The following is an 18,011-nucleotide window of genomic DNA, read 5'->3' as shown; positions in this document are numbered from 1 at the left end:
GCCTTCACTCCGCCGCCCAAGGTCTCAAGCGCCGTCGTTCAACTCAAGGCCCTGTCCGAGCCGCGCTTTCCCGCCGACCCCAAGATCCTCGAACGCGTGGTCGCCCGCGCCTTCAACCAACGCCGCAAGATGCTGCGCGCCGCCCTCAAGGGCATGGCCCCCGATATCGAAGACCGCCTGCTTGCCGCAGGCATCCAACCCACCGACCGCGCCGAAACCGTGCATCTGGAACAATTCTGCGCCCTCGCCCGCGGTTTCGAGGCCTAACCACCGTCTTTTGTCAGCCGTCACCAGACGGCGGGTTACGCAACCCCACGACCATCATCGCACAAAAAATCCCGGCGCCCCTTCAAGGCGCCGGGACAACGCTCATGCCACCGATCAAAGATTGCCGGCTGACATTTCGCCTGCGATATGATCCGCCTGCCGAATGGCAAGCGCGACAATCGTCAAAGTCGGGTTCTCCGCGGCCCCGGTTGTAAACTGCGACCCGTCGGAGATGAAAAGATTGTCGATATCGTGGGTCTGGCCCCACTTGTTCACAACACCGTCCTCGGGATTTTCCGACATCCGGTTGGTGCCAAGGTTATGGGTGCTGGGATAGGGCGGCGTCGGGAAAGTCCGCGTCGCTCCCACGGCATCATAAATCGCCATGCCCCGCTCATAGGCGTGGTTGCGCATCGCGATATCATTGGGATGGTCGCTGAAATGCACATTCGCCACCGGTAGCCCGAATTGGTCCTTCACCTCGGTATTGAGCGTGACACGGTTGTCGGACTGGGGCATATCCTCGCCCACGATCCACATCCCGGCCATGTTCTCGTACTGGTCCAGCGCAGTGGTAAACTCACGCCCCCAGCTTCCCGGATCAAGGAAGGCCGCCATGAACGGCAGGCCAAGCGACAGGGTTTCCAACTCATAACCACCCACGAAACCACGGCTCGGGTCATGCCTGGATTCGTCCTGAACGATGCCCGCCATGGTCGTGCCACGCCACATCTTCACCGGCTGTTCGAACACCGCATAGACAGACCCGGTCATGTGCCGCATATAGTTGCGGCCCACCTGATCGGAACTGTTGGCCAGACCGTTCGGGAACATGTTCGACGCCGAATTCAGCAACATGCGCGGCGACTCAAAAGAGTTGCCCGCAACACAGACAATGCGAGCCTTCTGCATTTGCAGATCGCCATTCTCGTCGAAATACTCCACGCCGGTGACCTTGCCCGCCTCGTTGTGCAGGATACGCGCCACATGCGCCTTCTCGCGCACTTCAAGATTGCCGGTGGCCTCGCCTTGCGGAATGTCGGTATAGGCCGCCGACCACTTGGCCCCCCATTTACATCCCTGAAAGCAAAAGCCCGTCTGCTGGCACATCGCCCGATCCTGGTCGTCACGGCTGTTGATCGCCATGCGGCCGGTATGGACCTCCTTGTAACCCAGCTTTTTCGCGCCCGCCTCGAACACCTTGTAATTGTTGCATCCCGGAAGGCCCGGATTGCCATTGGTGCGCGTCACGTTCAGCTTTTTCTCGGCCTTGTCGTAATAGCTGTCCATTTCGCGAGGGTCGATGGGCCAGTCAAGCAGACTGGCACCCTCGACCTCGCCATAGGTCGTGCGCGCCTTCCACTCGTGATCCTGGAAGCGAAGCGATGCCCCGGCCCAGTGGGTCGTCGTGCCACCCACCGCCTTGACGATCCAGGCAGGCAGGCCGGAAAAATCCTTGGCCACGCGCCAATCGCCCGAGGTCGTGCGCGGGTCAAGCCATGCCAATTGGCCAAAACTCTCCCACTCGTCGTTGACGTAATCCTCGGGCAGGTAACGCCCACCGGCTTCAAGCGCCACAACGCTCACGCCCTTCTGCGCCAGTTCGTTGGCCAGAACGCCACCACCGGCGCCTGTCCCAATGACGACGACGACACTGTCGTCGTTGTGTTCAAATGGTGCTGTCATGGTTTGATCCTCCCCTCAACCGATCCACGAGATGTCATCGAAACCGCGGTTGATATATCCGCCTTTCGAAAAACTCTCGCCTTCGTAGCCGAAGATCGGCCAAACCGCTTTCTGGTTGTATAGCCCGGTCACAAGCCCGCCGCGAATACGCTGGAAAAAGGCCTCCTCCTCCATCGAGCGCAGCACATCCACGCGGTCCCGCTCCCATCCAAGATCGGCATATTCCTGGCCTTTCATCTCACGCGCACGGTCATTCAGCGCGTCGATGCCCGCAGTGATCGCGTCGACCTCTTCGGGTTTGTCATAGCCCTTGACGGCGGCAACATAGTATTCGTCGCCAACCTGATCATGCGGGTAAATATCCCGTGCCATCTGCACAAGCGTGGCAAAGGTTTCCGGCTTCAGCGCGTCCATCTCCGTGGCCCAGGCGGCATTCTGCCCTGTCACGTAGCCCGCGCCGCAAACGAATGCGCCGACGGCGGTGGTCGCACCTTTCAGTAGATCGCGCCGGGACATGGTCCGAAGCGATTTTGTTTGGGTACTCAACGTTATGTCCTCCCTATGTGGCGTGCTTTCCTCTTGTTATGCAGGTCGGATCACGCCAGGCCCAACCCGCGTTGATTGCTATCGCGTCACTTGAAACGTCCCGAGCGCTCCAACACCTCGATCTGGTAGCCATCGGGATCCGCGATGAAGAAAAACTTTCCGACAAGCTCACCGTCGGGCGCAAATTCGACAATCTTGCGCGGCTCCAGCCCCGCCTCGGTCAGGCGCGCGTGCTCCGCTTCGAGATTCTCGACCGACACCGCAAGATGGCCATACCCATCACCCAGATCATAGGGTTCCGTTCGGCCTTTGTTCACGGTCAACTCGACCTCGAACTCGGTTTCGTCATTACTCAGGTAAACCAGCGTGAAATCCGAAAAATCCAGCCTGTCGGCAATATCCAAGCCAAATGCCGTCTTGTAGAACGCAACGGATTTGTCCTCATCGAGAACACGGATCATGCTGTGAATGGCTTTTGCCATGGGCTCCTCCAAACAGGTTATCTGTTCAAGAAGTGTGCCATGGCCATCATTGATTTGGGTAGTAACGGCTTACTACACCGGCTTTCTCTCTACTCAGCGGCGATATTCCCGCTGCCCGCCCCCTGCTGAAGCTCAAGATGAAGCAAACAAGTACAGCGCAGAAGCGAGGTAAAATTCTTGGTTTCACCATGCAATTCAAGCACTTCACCGTGCAACTGCGAAACGAAGCCTGGGGTCGACAACCCCTCCATCGCGGCCAGTTCATCCACGATGGCCCAGAAAGACTTTTCAAGTCGGATACTGGTACTCTGTCCATTCAGTCGCATCCGCCGGGTCTCCAAATCGTAGCGCTCCGGGTTTTGGCCGGCAAAAATCTGGCACATCTTGATCCTCCCTCTTGATGCCCAATCCGCGATGCTGCGTAAGTCCATCGGGTTTTGGCTCGGTCATGCATCCGCACTCACTCGACAAGTTTATCGCTTGCTGGGGTTTTGTAAACTACGCGGCGCAACCGGCCCTGTTGTCATCGTCAAGCGCGACCACACTACTCGCGGCTCTGCTCTGACCCTGAAAAGGCACACAGACTGTCATGTCGTGGCCAACCACGACCAGTCTTCAAGCGCGCCACGTCACGCGGGTTGACCAAAAACCCCTGCCCGCCAAAACCAACTGACAAATGAAAAACGGCCCCCGAAAGGACCGTTTCGAACACTTGGGTCAGACCAAGATCACTCCGCCGCTTCCGGCGCTCCGTCGCCACCCTCGGCTTTAGGCATATCCTCACCTTTGGCCTTATCGCCATCAGCTTTGGCCTTTGGCTTGGGCTTGCGTGTCCGCTTGGGCTTGTCCGACTTCTTGGTTTCGGGCGTTTCCACCAGACCACTGTCATCGCTCGCCTCTTCGACCACATCAGGCTGCGGCGTATCAGAAGGATCACCGCCACTGTTCGCTTCGCGCTCCTGCCGCTTGGCGCGTTCGCGATCCCGCTCCGCCTGCCGTTCGCGGTTCTGGCGCTCCTGCTCTTCGCGGCGCTGCTCCTGCTCTTTCTGGGCGCTGCTCAGAAGGCGCAGGTAATGCTCCGCGTGTTGCTGGAAATTTTCGGCCAGAACCCGATCTCCAGAAAGCTGCGTATCGCGGGCCAACTGGTTATACTTGTCGACGATCTGCTGCGGCGTGCCGCGCACTTTGCCTTCCGGGCCCGAACTATCGAAAACCCGGTTGACGATATTCCCCATCGAGCGATTATTGCGGCCCGATTTGTTACGCGAACGTGACTTGGATGATCTCATTTTTCAGCTATCAGCCCTGTGCTGCTGCCGTTTGATCCGTCAGGTGCCTCTTGCACCCAGTCCACCGGATCAATCTTTTCTTGGCTTAATATCAAGCGGGACCGCCCGAGAGGGGCATCCACCGTCTTGATACCCTGACTAAACATGCCCCAGCCTTGCTTACAAGGGAAATTCTTAAATTTGTACTCGATTCGCCGAATTTTGTCGCCGTTTCAGCGTTTTTCCGCACCGTTCCACCGTCCAGTGATAACCCGGTCACGGCCATCAAGGTCGGGCCACACCCCCACATCGGCGAATCCAGCCGCCTCGAACAGCGCGGCCACCGCAGCCCCCTGCGCACAGCCGATTTCGACCAAAAGCCGCCCTTGCGGCCGCAAATGCGCGCCCGCGCCTGCCGCGATGGCCCTGTAGGCGTTCAACCCATCGGCTTCATCCGTCAGGGCCATACGCGGTTCATAGGATAACTCCCGCGCCAGCCCCGCCATCTCACCGGCGGCAATATAGGGCGGGTTGGAAACAATAAGGTCATATGTCCCCCGCACGGCGCCGAACCAATCGCTTTCGATCAAGGCACAACGCCCGGCGACCCCCAAGGCCTGCGCATTACGCGCGGCCACGTCCAAAGCATGGGGGCTCACATCCGTCCCGACCCCACTGGCCCCCGACCGCTCCGCCAAAAGCGATAGAAGGATGCAGCCCGTGCCGGTGCCAAGGTCCAAAACCTCCTCGAACGGCTCCCGCAGGGCCTCGGCAATCAATCCTTCGGTCTCGGGTCGCGGGTCCAGAACATCCCGAGTAACCTCGAAGCGCCGCCCGTAAAATTCCCGCCAGCCAAGGATATGCGACACTGGTTCCCCCTCACATCGCCGACGCACCGCATCATGGAAGGTCGCCACGGCCACGGGCTTTACCTCATCGCGTTCCAAAAGGGTCAAGCGCCCCGTCTCAACGCCCAAGGCCAATGCCATCAACCGCCGCGCATCGCGCATGGCCTCCTCAATGCCCGCCGCACGCAACTCCCCTGCCCCGGTGCTCAGCACATCGCGCAGGATCACCCCTCCATCTCCGCCAGCATGGCCGCCTGCGCATCCGCCGTCAGCGCGTCGATCACCTCGTCCAGATCACCGGCCATCACCTGATCGAGCTTGTAAAGCGTCAGGTTGATCCGGTGGTCGGTCATCCGGCCTTGCGGGAAGTTATAGGTCCGGATGCGTTCACTCCGATCGCCCGAGCCCACCTGCGCCGCCCGGGTGCTCGACCGTTCATCATGCGCCTTCTGCCGTTCCATGTCGTAAAGCCGGGTTTTCAACACCTGCATGGCGATCTCGCGGTTGCGGTGCTGCGACTTCTCCGAACTGGTCACAACGATCCCGGTGGGAACATGCGTGATCCTGACCGCCGAGTCGGTGGTGTTCACGTGCTGCCCACCCGCCCCCGAGGATCGCATCGTATCAATCCGCAGATCGTTCTGGTCGATCTGGATGTCCACATCCTCCGCCTCGGGCAGAACCGCCACCGTCGCCGCCGAAGTATGGATGCGTCCGCCGCTTTCGGTTTCCGGCACCCGCTGCACCCGATGCACCCCGGATTCGTATTTGAGCCGTGCAAAAACATGATCGCCCGACACCCGCGCGACCAATTCCTTGATCCCGCCAAGCTCGGTCTGGCTTTCTTCGATCACCTCGAATTTCCAGCCCTTCGCCTCGGCATAGCGCTGATACATCCGCGCCAAGTCCCCTGCAAAAAGCGCCGCTTCCTCGCCCCCCGTGCCGGGCCGGATTTCAATTACCGCAGGCCGCGCATCCGCCTCGTCCTTGGGCAAAAGCGCCAGTTGCAGCCGCTCCTCCATGCCCGGCAATTGCGCCTCAAGCTCAGAAAGTTCTTCCTGCGCCAACTCGCGCATTTCCGGGTCATCAAGCATGGCGCGCGCACCCTCGATATCCTGCACAGCCTGCTGATAGGCGCGGATTTCCTCAACCACCGGGCGCAACTCGGCATATTCGCGGCCCAATTGCGCGATATCCCCGCCACCGGCATTCATCTGCGCCTCGATATATTCGAAACGCTGCACGATCTCATTCAGTCTGTCCAAAGGCACCATGGCTATGGCATCTGCCCCTTTACCCGGGTTTGGTCAAGATCAAACCCTGTGATATACTGGGCCCATGCGATGGATCGCCCTCATATGCTGTCTGGCCACCCCGGCGCTCGCCGATCAAACCATCGGCGGTAAAACCGTGGATTGCTATTGCACCGATAAATCCGGCAGCCGCGTGGAACTGGGCGAAATGACCTGCCTGCACGTCGATGGCAAAAGTTTCATGGCACAATGCCAGATGTCGCTCAACAACCCGATGTGGCGCAAGATTTCCGATGGCTGCCTGTCCTCGTCACTCCGCAAACGCCTTGAGCCACCGGTCCAATCGAGCCGCATTGACGCCCATGTCGGATTTTCCAAAGCGCAACCGCCCGTATAACTCCAACTGCGGCCCCGCCGCGCGCACCGTGGTGTAGTCGGGAAACCCAAAGACCTTGGATCGCGTGACGTAAGTCACCATGCCACTTTCTACCGACCCCGCCAGAACCTCGGTCCTTGGCGTGTCGCGAATGATCTCATCCATCCGCGCCAAACCACCTTCACCGGCGCCCACAACCCGCATCGCCCCGCCGGGCAAATCCCGGTTGGTCACCGCCCCCGGCATCTCGTGCCATTGGTCCGGGTTCGTCGGGGCCAAGCGCACATAAACGCCCAAGGCCACCGCGATCCCGATTGCGCCCAAAACCAACCATTTGATCATAATCTGCCCCTTCTTTTTGGCAAAAATACTCCCGCCGGAGGCCCCCACCGGCGCAATAGCACTTGGGTCAGGCCCCGCGCCGCGTCCAGCCCCAGAGGCAAATCAATTCCATCGCCACATGCGCGCCCGCCACCGCCGTGGCCCCACTTGGGTCATAGGGCGGCGAGACTTCCACAACATCGCCCCCCACCATGTTGATCCCCGCCAGATCACGCAAAATGATCGCCGCCTGCCCCGAGGACAGGCCACCCCAAACCGGCGTCCCGGTGCCCGGCGCAAACCCGGGGTCCAGACAGTCGATATCGAAGGTCACATAGGTCGCAGAATCGCCCAGTATCTCCTTGATCGTCTTGGCGGTTTCCACCGGCCCACGCTCATGCACCTCGCGCGCGTCAATCGTGGGCACGCCAAGGTTATCGGCATTCACCGTGCGTATCCCCACCTGCACGGATCGCGCAGGGTCCACCAAGCCTTCCTTCACCGCCTTGTAGAACATCGTGCCATGGTCCACGCGGGCCATGTCATCATCAGCCCAAGTGTCGGAATGCGCATCGAATTGTAACAACGAGAGTGGCCCGAACTTCTCCGCATAAGCCCTTAAAATCGGGAAAGAAATGTAATGATCGCCACCAAGCGCAATACTCGCCGCCCCGGCCTGCAAAATACCCCGGATATGCGCCGTCAACGCACCGGGAAAACTGGGAATATCCGCATAGTCAAAAGCCAGATCGCCATAGTCGACGATATCGAACTCCTCCAAAGGGCTGAACCCATCCCAGCCATAGGGCGGATCAAAAACCTGCAGCGCGCTTGCCTCTCGCACCGCCCGCGGCCCCAATCGCGCGCCGGGCCGATTGGTCACCGCCTGATCGAAAGGCACGCCGGTGACGGCCAGATCGACCCCGGCCAGATCCTTGGTATACCGCCGCCGCAAGAACGACAGCGCCCCACCAAAGGTATTTTCATAAGACAAACCGCGTGAACTTTCCCGCGTAAACGCCTGATCAACCTGATGTTTCGCATCTTCCAAGGCCATCTCTAACTCCCCTCATCCCACCGGCTGCGCACGCTCGACCAGCCGCGCGAAAAACGACGCGCCCACAGGCGCGATCCGGTCGTTGAAATCGAACTCCGGGTGGTGCAACCCCGCACCCGGCCCTTGGCCCAGGAACAGATAAGCTCCCGGTCGCGCCTCCAGCATGGCGGCAAAATCCTCCGACCCCATCTGCCGGTCCATATCCGGCACGATGCCCGCCGCCCCGGCCACCTCGCGCGCCACCTCGGCCGCAAACCCGGCCTTCTCAGCATCATTCACCGTCGGCGCATAGCCCTCCTCGCAGCGCAACTCGGCCGCCACACCATAGCTCGCGGCTTGCCCCGCCACGATCTCCTCCAACCGCTGCCAGATGACCCGCCGAACCTCCCGGTCAAAGGTCCGCACCGTGCCGTTAATATAGGCCCGGTCCGGCACCACGTTATCCGCGCTCCCGGTGTGAATTTGCGTGATCGACACCACGGCCTGATCAAGCGCGGCCAAGTTCCGGCTCAGGATCGTCTGGATCGCCTGCACAATACCACAGGCCGCGACCACCGGGTCGCGGCACTCCTGCGGCATGGCCCCATGGCCGCCTTGCCCGAAAACATCAATATGGATCGTATCGACCGAGGCCATGATCGGCCCCGGCGTGGTATGAAACACCCCCTCATCAACGCCCGGCGCACAATGCAGGGCATAGACCTGTTCAATTCCGTATCGCTCCATGATCCCCGCCTCCACCATCGGCACAGCCCCGCCCGGGCCCTCCTCGGCGGGCTGGAAAATCAAGGCAACAGAGCCTGCAAAATTCCGGGTCTCGGCCAAATACTTGGCCGCCCCCAACAGCATCGTGACATGCCCATCATGGCCACAGGCATGCATGCAGCCCGCCACTTCGCTGGCATACTCCGCCCCCGTCGCCTCATGGATCGGCAAGGCATCCATATCCGCCCGCAGCCCGATCACCGGGCCATCCCCCTGCCCCTCGATCACCGCAACAATCCCGCTTTCGGCAATCCTCTCCTCGATCCGGGTAATCCCGAACTCCCGCAATCGCTCCACCACGAAACCGGCTGTCTCATGGCAGGCAAAGCCCAGTTCGGGCCGCCTGTGCAACGCCTGCCGCCATGCCGCCATCTCATCGGCAAAACCTGCAATCCGGTTGATGACCGCCATCGGCTGGACTCCTTCGCATATATCCCTAGGCTCCGACTTCAACGCCAAAACGCGAGGATGCGCAATGCCCGACGACAGCCTCATTCACGACCCCAAGGGCGGCATGCCCCGCCTGCGCGAAATCATGCGCCGCCTGCGCGACCCCGAAAGCGGCTGCCCCTGGGACATCGAACAAACCTTCGCCAGCATCGCCCCCTACACCATCGAGGAAGCCTACGAGGTCGCCGATGCCATCGAACGCGCCGCCCATGACGAGTTGCGCGACGAATTGGGCGACCTGCTGCTGCAAGTGGTTTTCCACGCCCAAATCGCCCAAGACGAAGGGCATTTCGCCTTCGATGACGTGGCCAATGCCATCTCCGACAAGATGGTCGCCCGCCACCCGCATGTTTTCGGCGACGAATCCCGCGATAAATCCGCCGAACAACAAACCCGCGACTGGGAAACCATCAAGGCCGCCGAGCGCGCGCAAAAGTCCCAAACCGGCGTGCTTGATGGCGTGGCCGTGGGCCTGCCCGCCCTGCTGCGCGCCGTCAAACTGCAAAAACGCGCCGCGCGTGTGGGCTTCGACTGGCCCGAGACCGCGCAAGTGATCGACAAGATCACCGAAGAAGCCCAGGAACTAAAGGAAGCCGCCGCCAGCCTCCCGCAAGACAAAATCGAAGAGGAATTCGGCGATCTGCTTTTCGTCATGGCCAATCTCGCCCGCCACATGAAGGTTGACCCCGAAAGCGCCCTGCGCGGCGCCAACGCCAAGTTCACCCGCCGCTTCGGCCGGATCGAAGCCCTCCTCGCCGAGGCTGGAAAAACACCACATGACAGCAATCTCGAAGAAATGGACGCACTCTGGAACCGCGCCAAAGCCGAAGAACGCCAAACGCCATAACCTCTTCATCTTTCCATAAATACTCTGGGGGAGGCGTTGAAAATCCTCCGATTTTCAACGCCGGGGGCAAAGCCCCCAACCGGCGCGCGACAGCGCGCTTAACCTGCGCGGCGCAGCCGCTCCTTTTGGCAACGGCAAACCATTTCTCTTGCGCCCCTGCAAAATCCGGCCTCTTGTCATCGGCAAAGCAAAAAACAGGGACCACAGCCCATGCCGCTGCATTTCGACGCGACTGAGTATTCCGCGCGACAGGCCCGCGCCACCAAGGCCGTGCAAGAGGCCGGGCTTGATGCGATCCTGCTCTTTGCTCCCGAAAGCCACTACTGGCTTTGCGGCTATGACACCTTCGGCTTTGCCATGTTCCAATGCATGGTGCTCACCGCCTCGGGCGATCTGCACCTGATGACGCGGATGCCCGACCGGCTTCAGGCCAAGCACACCTCCACCCTGACCGACGCTCAAATCCACGTCTGGCCACAGTATGAAGGCTCCAACCCCGCCGCCCACCTGCGCGACCTCCTGCAAAAGCTCAAGGTCGCCAACGGGCGGCTTGGCTACGAGTCCCAAACCCCCGGCCTGACGGATGCCAATGGCGCGCTTCTCAAGGGCCAACTGCCCGATGTCACGGATCACTCCGATCTCATCCGCGCCCTGCGTCGCGTCAAATCCCCCGCCGAGGTCGAGATGCACCGCCGCGCCGCGGCCCTCTCTGACGCCGCCATGGACGCAGGCCTCACGGAGACCCGCGCCGGCGCCTTCGAGGGCGACATCCTCGCCGCCATGCAAGGCGCGGTCTTCAAAGGCGGCGGCGATTACGCGGGCAACGAGTTCATCCTCGGCTCCGGCCCCGGCGCGCTTCTCTGCCGCTACTACTCGGGCCGCCGCCACCTCGACGCGCAGGATCAAATGACATGGGAATGGTCCGGGGCCTACGCCCGCTACCACGCCGCCATGATGCAAACCGTCGTCATCGGCGAACCAAACGACACCCAACGCCACATGCATACCGCCGCCCGCGCCGCGCTAGAGGCCTGCGAAGCGGCGATCCGCCCCGGCGATCCCATGGGACATGTCTTTGACGCCCACGCCCGCACGCTCGATGCCCACGGGCTCAGCTCCGCCCGGATGCAGGCCTGCGGCTATGGCATGGGCGCGGTCTACAATCCCATCTGGGTCGACTTCCCGATGTTCTACGAAGGCAACCCGCTGATCATGCAGGCCGGGCAAGTCTTCTTCCTGCACATGATCCTGATGGACGAGGCCCAAGGGCTGGCCATGTGCCTTGGCCACTCGGTTCTGGTGACTGATACCGGGGTTGAACGCCTCTCGAAGCAGCCGCTCGATATGCTGGTCCGCTAGGGGTTTCGTACGACTCGTACGATTACATTCCGCCAGCCCAGGATTTTCGTACGAAACAGGCCCCCTTGTCGTACGACTCGTACGCCCCGGCTTGCCCAATCGCGCGCCCTGCCCCATATCTTTGACATGCTCAAGTTCACGCCCATCCTTCTGGCCGTTCTCTACGCCTTCGCCATGTACCGCTTCTCGGTCTGGCGCACCAAGCGTGAGCTTGACGCGCAGTCTACCGAACTGGCCGATCCGACCCTCAAACGCATGACGGATCAGCTTGCCAAGGCCCTCGACCTGCCCCGCATCAAGGTCCATATCTACGAGATCGACCCGGTGAACGGCCTTGCTGCCCCCGACGGGCGTATCTTCATAACACGCGGGTTTTACAGGAAATTTCAGAATGGTGAGGTCACCGCCGAAGAACTGGCCAGCGTCATCGCGCATGAATTGGGACACGTCGCCTTGGGCCATACCCGCCGCCGGATGATCGACTTTTCCGGCCAAAACGCCCTGCGCACGGCACTTGCGATGATCCTGTCGCGCTTTCTGCCCGGCATCGGCGTCTGGATCGCCAACGGTCTCACCTCGCTTCTGGCCGCGCGCCTGTCGCGTGGGGATGAGTATGAGGCCGATGAATACGCCGCCGCCCTTCTGACCAAGGCCGGCATCGGCACCGAGGCCCAGAAGTCCTTGTTTCAAAAGCTGGAATCGCTGACCGAGGCGCGCGGCGGCGCGATGCCCGCGTGGCTGATGAGCCACCCCAAAACCCACGAACGCATCGCCGCCATCGAAAAACTCGAAGCGAAATGGACCTGAAGTTTCGGCTTTAACTCAAGGCTTTGGCGATTCGCGGCAACCGCGCCTTTTTCAAAAGCGCCCGCATTTCCCACGTCTTGCCCGACAGGCGGTTGGCCTCGGCCAAGACCTCCGCGCCCACCTGCGCCACTGCCTCGGGCTGCGCTTGGTAGATGCCGTGCAAAAACCCGTCCGGGTCCACCCGCGACAGCCCCTCTTCCGCCAAGATGTTGCGCGGAAAATCCTTTGTATTCAGCGTGATAATCATATCCGCCGACCCAGCGATCGCGGCGGCCAGAACATGCACATCCGCCGCATCCGGCAGCCATAACCGCGCCTCCAGCGACGGTGGATAGCTTACCTCCGCCCCGGGCCAGTTTGCCGAAAGCATCGCCGCCTCGGCCCCGGCCTGCGCCACACCCTCCGGGCCCAGCTTGACCGCCGCGCGCTGCCATTCCTCGATGATCCGCGCCGACCACAGCGGGGTAAAGACCCCCTGTTTCGCCACCCCCAGCAACATCTGTCGCATCACCGTGGGATAGATCACGCAGGTATCCAGTAAGGCCTTCATACCAAACGGAAAAACAACGATTTGAGATAGCCGGATTCGGCCAGTTGCGGATGCAGCGGATGATCCGCCCCGGCAAACCCGGTGTGGATCAGTTGCGCGCTGCGCCCGCCCCGGCCAATGCCGCGCACGCTGGCCGTGCGAAACTTCGACAGATCGGCAGCATGCGAACAACTGCACAGCCCCAGAAATCCACCCTCGGCCACCAAGGGCGCGGCCAGCCGCGCCACCCGCTCATAGGCGCGCAAACCCGCCTCCAAAGCCTTCTTGTTAGGCGCAAAAGCAGGTGGGTCACAGATCACTACGTCAAATGTTTCGCCCGCCTTTCCCATCTCGGTCAAGACGTCAAAGGCATCGCCTTTGCGGGTCTCAAAGCGCTCGGCCACACCCGTTTGCACCGCCCCCTCGGCGGCCAAATCCAAGGCCGCTTGGCTGCCATCCACGGCAACAGCACTTTCCGCACCATGCGCCAAACAGGCCAGCGAAAAGCCCCCTACATGGCTGAACACGTCCAGAACCCGCGCGCCCTTGGAAAGCTGCGCGGCAATGGCGTGATTGGGCCGCTGATCGTAGAATAGCCCGGTTTTCTGACCGCCCATCAGATCGGCCATATAGGTCGCGCCATTCATCGGCACCGGCACCGGGCCAACCGGGGCTACGCCGTGCAACACGGTGTTTTCCTCGTCCAACCCTTCCAAGACCCGCGCGCGGCCCATGGCGTTCTTCAGCACGGTTTTCACGCCCGTCACCTCGACCACAGCGGCGCACAACTCCTCCAGCATCCCCTCGGCCCATGCCGCATTGGGCTGGATCACCGCCGCATCACCAAAACGGTCGATCACCACGCCGGGCAGGCCATCGGCCTCGGCATGGACAAGCCGGTAAAACGGGGCCTCGAAAAGCCGCTCCCGCAAGGCCAAGGCGCGCGCCACGCCTTTGCGCAGCCAAGCGCCATCAATCACCGCTTGCGCGTCCCGGTCCAGAACCCGCGCCATGATGCGCGAATTGGGGTTCACCGCGACCACGGCCAAAGGTTTGCGCTCGGAATCTTCCAAAAGGGCAATCGTGCCGGGCGCTAGCTTCTTGGTGCGCCGGTCGGTGACCAACTCGTTGTCAAAAACCCAAGGCGCGCCATGCCGCACAGCACGGGCCTGAGTTTTCGGACGCATACGGACAATAGGATAAGGGGACGGTGTCATACCGTCCCCTTACGCCGTTTCAAACTATCGGGAAAGATCAGAGTTGGTTGATCGCCCCCATGAGTCCGTTATTGGCAGCCTTGTAGCCATCGGGCGAGGTCAATTCGGTCTGGATCACCTTCGCCAAATGCTCCGTGATCCGGCGCTTCTGGGTGAGCCCATTGCGCTCGGCCTCGATCGCCCTGGCCCCGCCAAACGCCTTGAAATCGGCTTTGACAAGATGCGGCTCACCATAGGCTTGACCGGTTTCAGGGTTGCGCAGTTGCATTTTGAACTGGATCGCGTGGACACCACCGATAGTATAACGCGCCTTTTCCGTGAGGGCATGGAAGCGCGTCACTTCGACATCCATCACGACCGGAACCGCGCCGGGATCCATGGCGCTGATACCTTCCGACAGCCCCGCCTCAACGATCGCCTTCACCTGTGCATGACGGTCGCCCACCGGGTCTTCGCGCCACACGATGTCCCCGCCCGGGTAATAGCGGTTCGCCTCGGACACCTTCAAAGACTTGGGCACCGAAACTCGTACGGCTTCCACATTGTACGACACCGGCGACGGCGCCATCTCGGGCGTCTCCAGCGGGGCGTTCCGCGTTGCGGTTTCAACTGTGCCACAGGCCGATACGGCAAGGCCAAGCATCAGGGCGGCAATCATTCGGATGGGTTTCATGGTATCCTCCTCGGGTGGTTCTCACCCATGCGTTTGGAGGAGACACTGACCCCGAATTGAGGCGCATTTTAGACAAATAAGGTACAATCGCGTGGTGCTTCGATGTCATGAATGCTCCGCGCCGCGCAGCAATCCCCGCGTTTCATGATCTATCGCGGCTGCGCCAACCGCCACGTCGCCGGGGTGCCCGCGCGGCCTCCAAGCCTTCCGACAGAACCTCTGTCATCGGATGTTCGGGGTAATGACCGCGGTATTGCTCCAGCATCACCATGATCGCCCCACGGCTTTCCTGCCCCTCTGGAAGCGACAGCGCCCAATCCAGGAAAATGGACCGGCACTCGGGTTTTTCGATGCCGTCGATATTATAGGCCTCCCGAATGAGGCGCTTGGGGTCCAACGGGTCTTTGTTCATCTCACACCTGCCTGGGCTGGCGGTCGAGGGCCGCATTGATCACGACCCCTGCCTTCCCGGTTTCCTCTTCCAATGCGGCCCCTAGCGCCGCAATCGTTTCAAACCCGCTTTCACGCAGGACAAAAGCCTTGCCGCCCTCGCCGATAGCTTCCGGGTCAAGCGCCCGGTCACTGAGCAACTTCGAGGCCTGCACCAAGGTCCAGCAAAGCCCATAGGTACGGGCAAGCGCCTCTCTCTCGCCGTCATCCAGCAAGCCGATTGCGACACCTGCCTGCAAGCCGGCGGCCACGTCCCGCTCGTCCCGGCCCGCGATTAAGGTACAGGCCTGCGCCAGAAGCTCCACCTCCTGCAACCGCCCCGGCCCCAGTTTTGCATCCCACGGCCCATCGGGGGATTTCGCATCGGCGATCCGGGCGCGCATCTTGGCCACTTCCTGCAAGACCTTCGACGGCTCCCCCGCCACGGCCAGCAACTCCGCGCGAAACCCTTCGACATCCCGCGCCAGAGCATCCGGCCCGGCAATCACCCGCGCGCGGGTCAGCGCCAGATGCTCCCAGACCCAAGCCTCGTTGCGCTGATACTCGCGGAATGAATGCCACCCGGTTGCCACAGGCCCCTGATTGCCCGAAGGCCGCAGGCGCATATCCACTTCGTACAAACGCCCTTCCGCCATCGGCGCGGTCAGCGCGGTGATCATCGCCTGCGTCAGCCGCGCATAATAGGGCCGCGCTGCCAAGGGCCTGCGCCCTTCAGAGCTTTCCACACCCGCCGCATCATAAATCACAATGAGGTCCAGATCAGACCCGGCATTCAACCGCTCGGCGCCAAGCGAGCCCATACCAAGCACCACCGCTCCGCGCCCCGGCGGGGGGCCATGCTTCTCGGCAAACTGCGCTTGGACAACGGGCCAGACCGCGCCAATCACAGCCCCCGCCAAGTCAGCATACTGCTGGCCTGCCGCATCAGCATCGACAAGCCCGCGCAGGTGATGGACGCCAACCCGGAAATGCCATTCCTTCATCCAACGCCGGGCGCTGTCCAACTTGCGCTCGTAATCTTCTTCCGCCGCCATCCGCGCCGAAAGCTCGTCTTGCAAAGCCTCCCGTCCCGGCCAGTCAGCAAAGAAATCCCCGGCGATCACCGCATCGAACACGCCTGCATTGCGCGACAGATGCGCCGCCAACTTGGGCGATGTGCCGGCGATATCCAAAAGCAAATCCACCAGTTGCGGATTGGCCTCGAACAGCGAAAACACCTGCACCCCCGCCGGCAGGCCCGCCAAGAACCCGTCAAAGGCCAAAAGCGCCTCATGCGGATGCGCGGTTTGCGCCAACCGCGACAGGATTTCAGGCCGCAGCCGCTTGAAAATCTCCACCGCCCGTTGTGAGCGTAGCGCGGGGTAACTGGGCCAACGGTTCAACACCTCCTCGTCGAACCCTTCGTTCCCCTCCCCATCGGCCTCGCCATTTTCCGGCGCAAAGAACCCTTCGATCAGGTCATGCACCTCGGTCAGCCGCTCAAGAATCTCGGCCTTCAACTCCGCCGTGTTTCGTCCCATGAAATCGGCCAGCCGGTCAAACTCTTCCTCCGAGGTTGGCAAGTCATGGGTCTGGGCATCGCGCAGCATTTGCAACCGATGCTCCACCTCGCGATGGAACCGGTAGTGCCGGGTCAAAACCTCCGCCGCATCCTCTGGAATCCAGCCTTTCTCGGCCAGTCGCGCCAAACCCTCAACCGTTCCGCGCACCCGCAAATCACGGTCCCGGCCCCCGGCGATGATCTGCCGGGTTTGGGTGAAAAACTCGATTTCCCGAATGCCCCCGCGCCCCAGCTTCATGTTGTGGCCCGGCAAGGTCAAAGGCCCGCCTAACCCCTTATGCTCCCGAATGCGCAGGCGCATGTTGTGCGCGTCTTCGATGGCCGCAAAATCCAGATGCTTGCGCCACACGAACGGCCGCAATGTCTCCAGGAAACTCCAGCCCGCTTCGATATCCCCCGCACAGGGCCGCGCCTTGATGTAGGCCGCGCGTTCCCATGTGCGGCCAAGGCTTTCGTAATAGGTTTCCGCCGCCGCCATCGCCATGCACACCGGCGTCACGCTTGGATCGGGCCGCAGGCGCAGGTCGGTGCGAAAGACATATCCATCGGCCGTCCGGTCATTCAGCATCGCCGCCATCTTGCGGGTCGCGCGCACGAAGCTGGACCGCGCCTCGTGATAATCATCCGGGTCAAAGCGGGTCTCGTCGAAGAGGCAAATCAGGTCGATGTCAGAGCTATAGTTCAGCTCCCCCGCCCCCATTTTCCCCATGGCCAGTGCCACCATACCGCCCGCCGTGGCGATGTCGTCTTCGGTCGCGCCCGGCAGCTTGCCGCGCTTGATCTCGGCCCCCACGCAAGCCTTCATCGCCAGATCGGTCGCCAGGTCGGCGTACTCGGTCAACCGCCCGGTGACCTCCTCCAACGGCCAAACGCCCGCCAGATCGGCCAGCCCGGCCATCAAGGCCACCCGCCGCTTGCCTTGCCGCAAGGCCCCGGGCAGAGCCTCGGCCGCGACCTCGCGCAGATCGGCAAAAAGCGTATCCAGAGCAGCCTCTGGGTCATTGAACGCTCCGGGAAGCCATTCCTTTTCCTTTTCAATCAAGGTCTTGAGGTACGGGCTTGATCCCGCTGCACCCTCTACCAAATCGGCCAGACCTTCGCGCAAGCCAGAAAACAAGGCGCGCGCCTCGGCCCCTTGGTCGGGGTCATGGGCGCGGGGCAAGCGGGTGATGCGTGACGAAAAATCCATGTGCCAAGTGATACCCGGCATTCGGGGCTGGTCAATGCCGCATGGGCTTGGAATAGTGCG

20 protein-coding genes are annotated in these 18,011 nt (G+C 61.6%); 5 read left to right on the top strand and 15 right to left on the bottom strand.

Annotated elements, in window-relative coordinates:
* The coding region (locus QZ498_RS13340) for an rRNA adenine N-6-methyltransferase family protein (protein WP_294623032.1) at positions 1 to 267 on the top strand (267 nt) is incomplete at its 5' end.
* A 114-nt stretch (positions 268 to 381) separates the two neighbouring features.
* Here QZ498_RS13340 and QZ498_RS13335 read toward each other — a convergent pair.
* The 7 genes from QZ498_RS13335 to prfA all read right to left on the bottom strand — a co-directional run bounded on the left by QZ498_RS13335 (position 382) and on the right by prfA (position 6,371).
* Positions 382 to 1,953: a GMC family oxidoreductase gene (locus QZ498_RS13335; protein WP_294623030.1), complete on the bottom strand. Its 1,572-nt coding sequence runs from the start codon at positions 1,951 to 1,953 to the stop codon at positions 382 to 384.
* A 15-nt stretch (positions 1,954 to 1,968) separates the two neighbouring features.
* Complete coding sequence (locus QZ498_RS13330) at positions 1,969 to 2,469, bottom strand: twin-arginine translocation signal domain-containing protein (protein WP_294623034.1); 501 nt, start codon at positions 2,467 to 2,469, stop codon at positions 1,969 to 1,971.
* 116 nt (positions 2,470 to 2,585) lie between these two features.
* Positions 2,586 to 2,981: a VOC family protein gene (locus QZ498_RS13325; protein ID WP_294623029.1), complete on the bottom strand. Its 396-nt coding sequence runs from the start codon at positions 2,979 to 2,981 to the stop codon at positions 2,586 to 2,588.
* A gap of 89 nt (positions 2,982 to 3,070) precedes the next feature.
* The gene (locus QZ498_RS13320) at positions 3,071 to 3,364 is read right to left on the bottom strand and encodes a ribbon-helix-helix domain-containing protein (RefSeq protein WP_294623027.1); all 294 of its coding nucleotides are present in this window, start codon (positions 3,362 to 3,364) and stop codon (positions 3,071 to 3,073) included.
* Positions 3,365 to 3,709: 345 nt separating this feature from the next.
* On the bottom strand, positions 3,710 to 4,270 hold the full coding sequence (locus tag QZ498_RS13315; protein WP_294623025.1) for a DUF4167 domain-containing protein: 561 nt from the start codon (positions 4,268 to 4,270) through the stop codon (positions 3,710 to 3,712).
* Between the two features lie 212 nt (positions 4,271 to 4,482).
* Entirely contained in the window at positions 4,483 to 5,325 is an 843-nt protein-coding gene (prmC, locus tag QZ498_RS13310) for a peptide chain release factor N(5)-glutamine methyltransferase (RefSeq protein ID WP_294623023.1), read from the bottom strand.
* A complete protein-coding gene (gene prfA / locus QZ498_RS13305; protein ID WP_294623021.1) occupies positions 5,322 to 6,371 on the bottom strand; it encodes a peptide chain release factor 1 in 1,050 nt (349 codons plus the stop codon). Before prfA ends, prmC begins: the two co-directional genes overlap by 4 nt.
* A gap of 64 nt (positions 6,372 to 6,435) precedes the next feature.
* Between prfA and QZ498_RS13300 the strand changes: the two genes are divergently transcribed.
* A complete protein-coding gene (locus QZ498_RS13300) occupies positions 6,436 to 6,747 on the top strand; it encodes a hypothetical protein (RefSeq protein WP_294623019.1) in 312 nt (103 codons plus the stop codon).
* Here the strand turns inward: QZ498_RS13300 and QZ498_RS13295 are convergent.
* The 3 genes from QZ498_RS13295 to QZ498_RS13285 form a co-directional block, all read right to left on the bottom strand.
* Positions 6,661 to 7,068 (bottom strand): DUF1499 domain-containing protein, encoded by a 408-nt coding sequence (locus QZ498_RS13295; protein ID WP_294623017.1) that lies wholly within the window; start codon positions 7,066 to 7,068, stop codon positions 6,661 to 6,663. The genes QZ498_RS13300 and QZ498_RS13295 overlap by 87 nt on opposite strands.
* A 67-nt stretch (positions 7,069 to 7,135) precedes the next feature.
* Positions 7,136 to 8,104, bottom strand: coding sequence for an agmatinase (gene speB / locus QZ498_RS13290; RefSeq protein WP_294623015.1), 969 nt, complete (start codon positions 8,102 to 8,104; stop codon positions 7,136 to 7,138).
* Between the two features lie 12 nt (positions 8,105 to 8,116).
* Positions 8,117 to 9,280 (bottom strand): M20 aminoacylase family protein, encoded by a 1,164-nt coding sequence (locus QZ498_RS13285; protein WP_294623013.1) that lies wholly within the window; start codon positions 9,278 to 9,280, stop codon positions 8,117 to 8,119.
* 64 nt (positions 9,281 to 9,344) lie between these two features.
* Between QZ498_RS13285 and mazG the strand changes: the two genes are divergently transcribed.
* From mazG to QZ498_RS13270, 3 genes are all read left to right on the top strand, one after another.
* Entirely contained in the window at positions 9,345 to 10,166 is an 822-nt protein-coding gene (gene mazG / locus QZ498_RS13280; protein WP_294623012.1) for a nucleoside triphosphate pyrophosphohydrolase, read from the top strand.
* Between the two features lie 210 nt (positions 10,167 to 10,376).
* Positions 10,377 to 11,525, top strand: coding sequence for a Xaa-Pro peptidase family protein (locus tag QZ498_RS13275; RefSeq protein ID WP_294623010.1), 1,149 nt, complete (start codon positions 10,377 to 10,379; stop codon positions 11,523 to 11,525).
* Positions 11,526 to 11,651: 126 nt separating this feature from the next.
* The gene (locus QZ498_RS13270) at positions 11,652 to 12,332 is read left to right on the top strand and encodes a M48 family metallopeptidase (protein WP_294623008.1); all 681 of its coding nucleotides are present in this window, start codon (positions 11,652 to 11,654) and stop codon (positions 12,330 to 12,332) included.
* Positions 12,333 to 12,342: 10 nt separating this feature from the next.
* On the opposite strand, the gene QZ498_RS13265 is transcribed toward QZ498_RS13270, so the two are convergent.
* The 5 genes from QZ498_RS13265 to QZ498_RS13245 all read right to left on the bottom strand — a co-directional run bounded on the left by QZ498_RS13265 (position 12,343) and on the right by QZ498_RS13245 (position 17,951).
* Positions 12,343 to 12,882: an RSP_2648 family PIN domain-containing protein gene (locus tag QZ498_RS13265; protein WP_294623006.1), complete on the bottom strand. Its 540-nt coding sequence runs from the start codon at positions 12,880 to 12,882 to the stop codon at positions 12,343 to 12,345.
* Positions 12,879 to 14,078, bottom strand: a complete 1,200-nt coding sequence (locus tag QZ498_RS13260) for an RSP_2647 family RNA methyltransferase (protein WP_294623004.1) — start codon at positions 14,076 to 14,078, stop codon at positions 12,879 to 12,881. The genes QZ498_RS13265 and QZ498_RS13260 overlap by 4 nt, the downstream gene beginning before the upstream one ends.
* Before the next feature lie 37 nt (positions 14,079 to 14,115).
* Entirely contained in the window at positions 14,116 to 14,751 is a 636-nt protein-coding gene (locus QZ498_RS13255; protein WP_294623002.1) for a DUF6778 family protein, read from the bottom strand.
* A 142-nt stretch (positions 14,752 to 14,893) separates the two neighbouring features.
* On the bottom strand, positions 14,894 to 15,163 hold the full coding sequence (locus QZ498_RS13250; protein WP_294623000.1) for a hypothetical protein: 270 nt from the start codon (positions 15,161 to 15,163) through the stop codon (positions 14,894 to 14,896).
* A gap of 1 nt (position 15,164) precedes the next feature.
* A complete protein-coding gene (locus QZ498_RS13245) occupies positions 15,165 to 17,951 on the bottom strand; it encodes a glutamine-synthetase adenylyltransferase (protein WP_294622998.1) in 2,787 nt (928 codons plus the stop codon).
* Positions 17,952 to 18,011: the final 60 nt, after the last annotated feature.

The organism is uncultured Roseovarius sp. (assembly GCF_913057115.1).
Lineage (GTDB): Bacteria > Pseudomonadota > Alphaproteobacteria > Rhodobacterales > Rhodobacteraceae > Roseovarius.
This window is presented reverse-complemented; position numbering and strand designations above follow the sequence as displayed.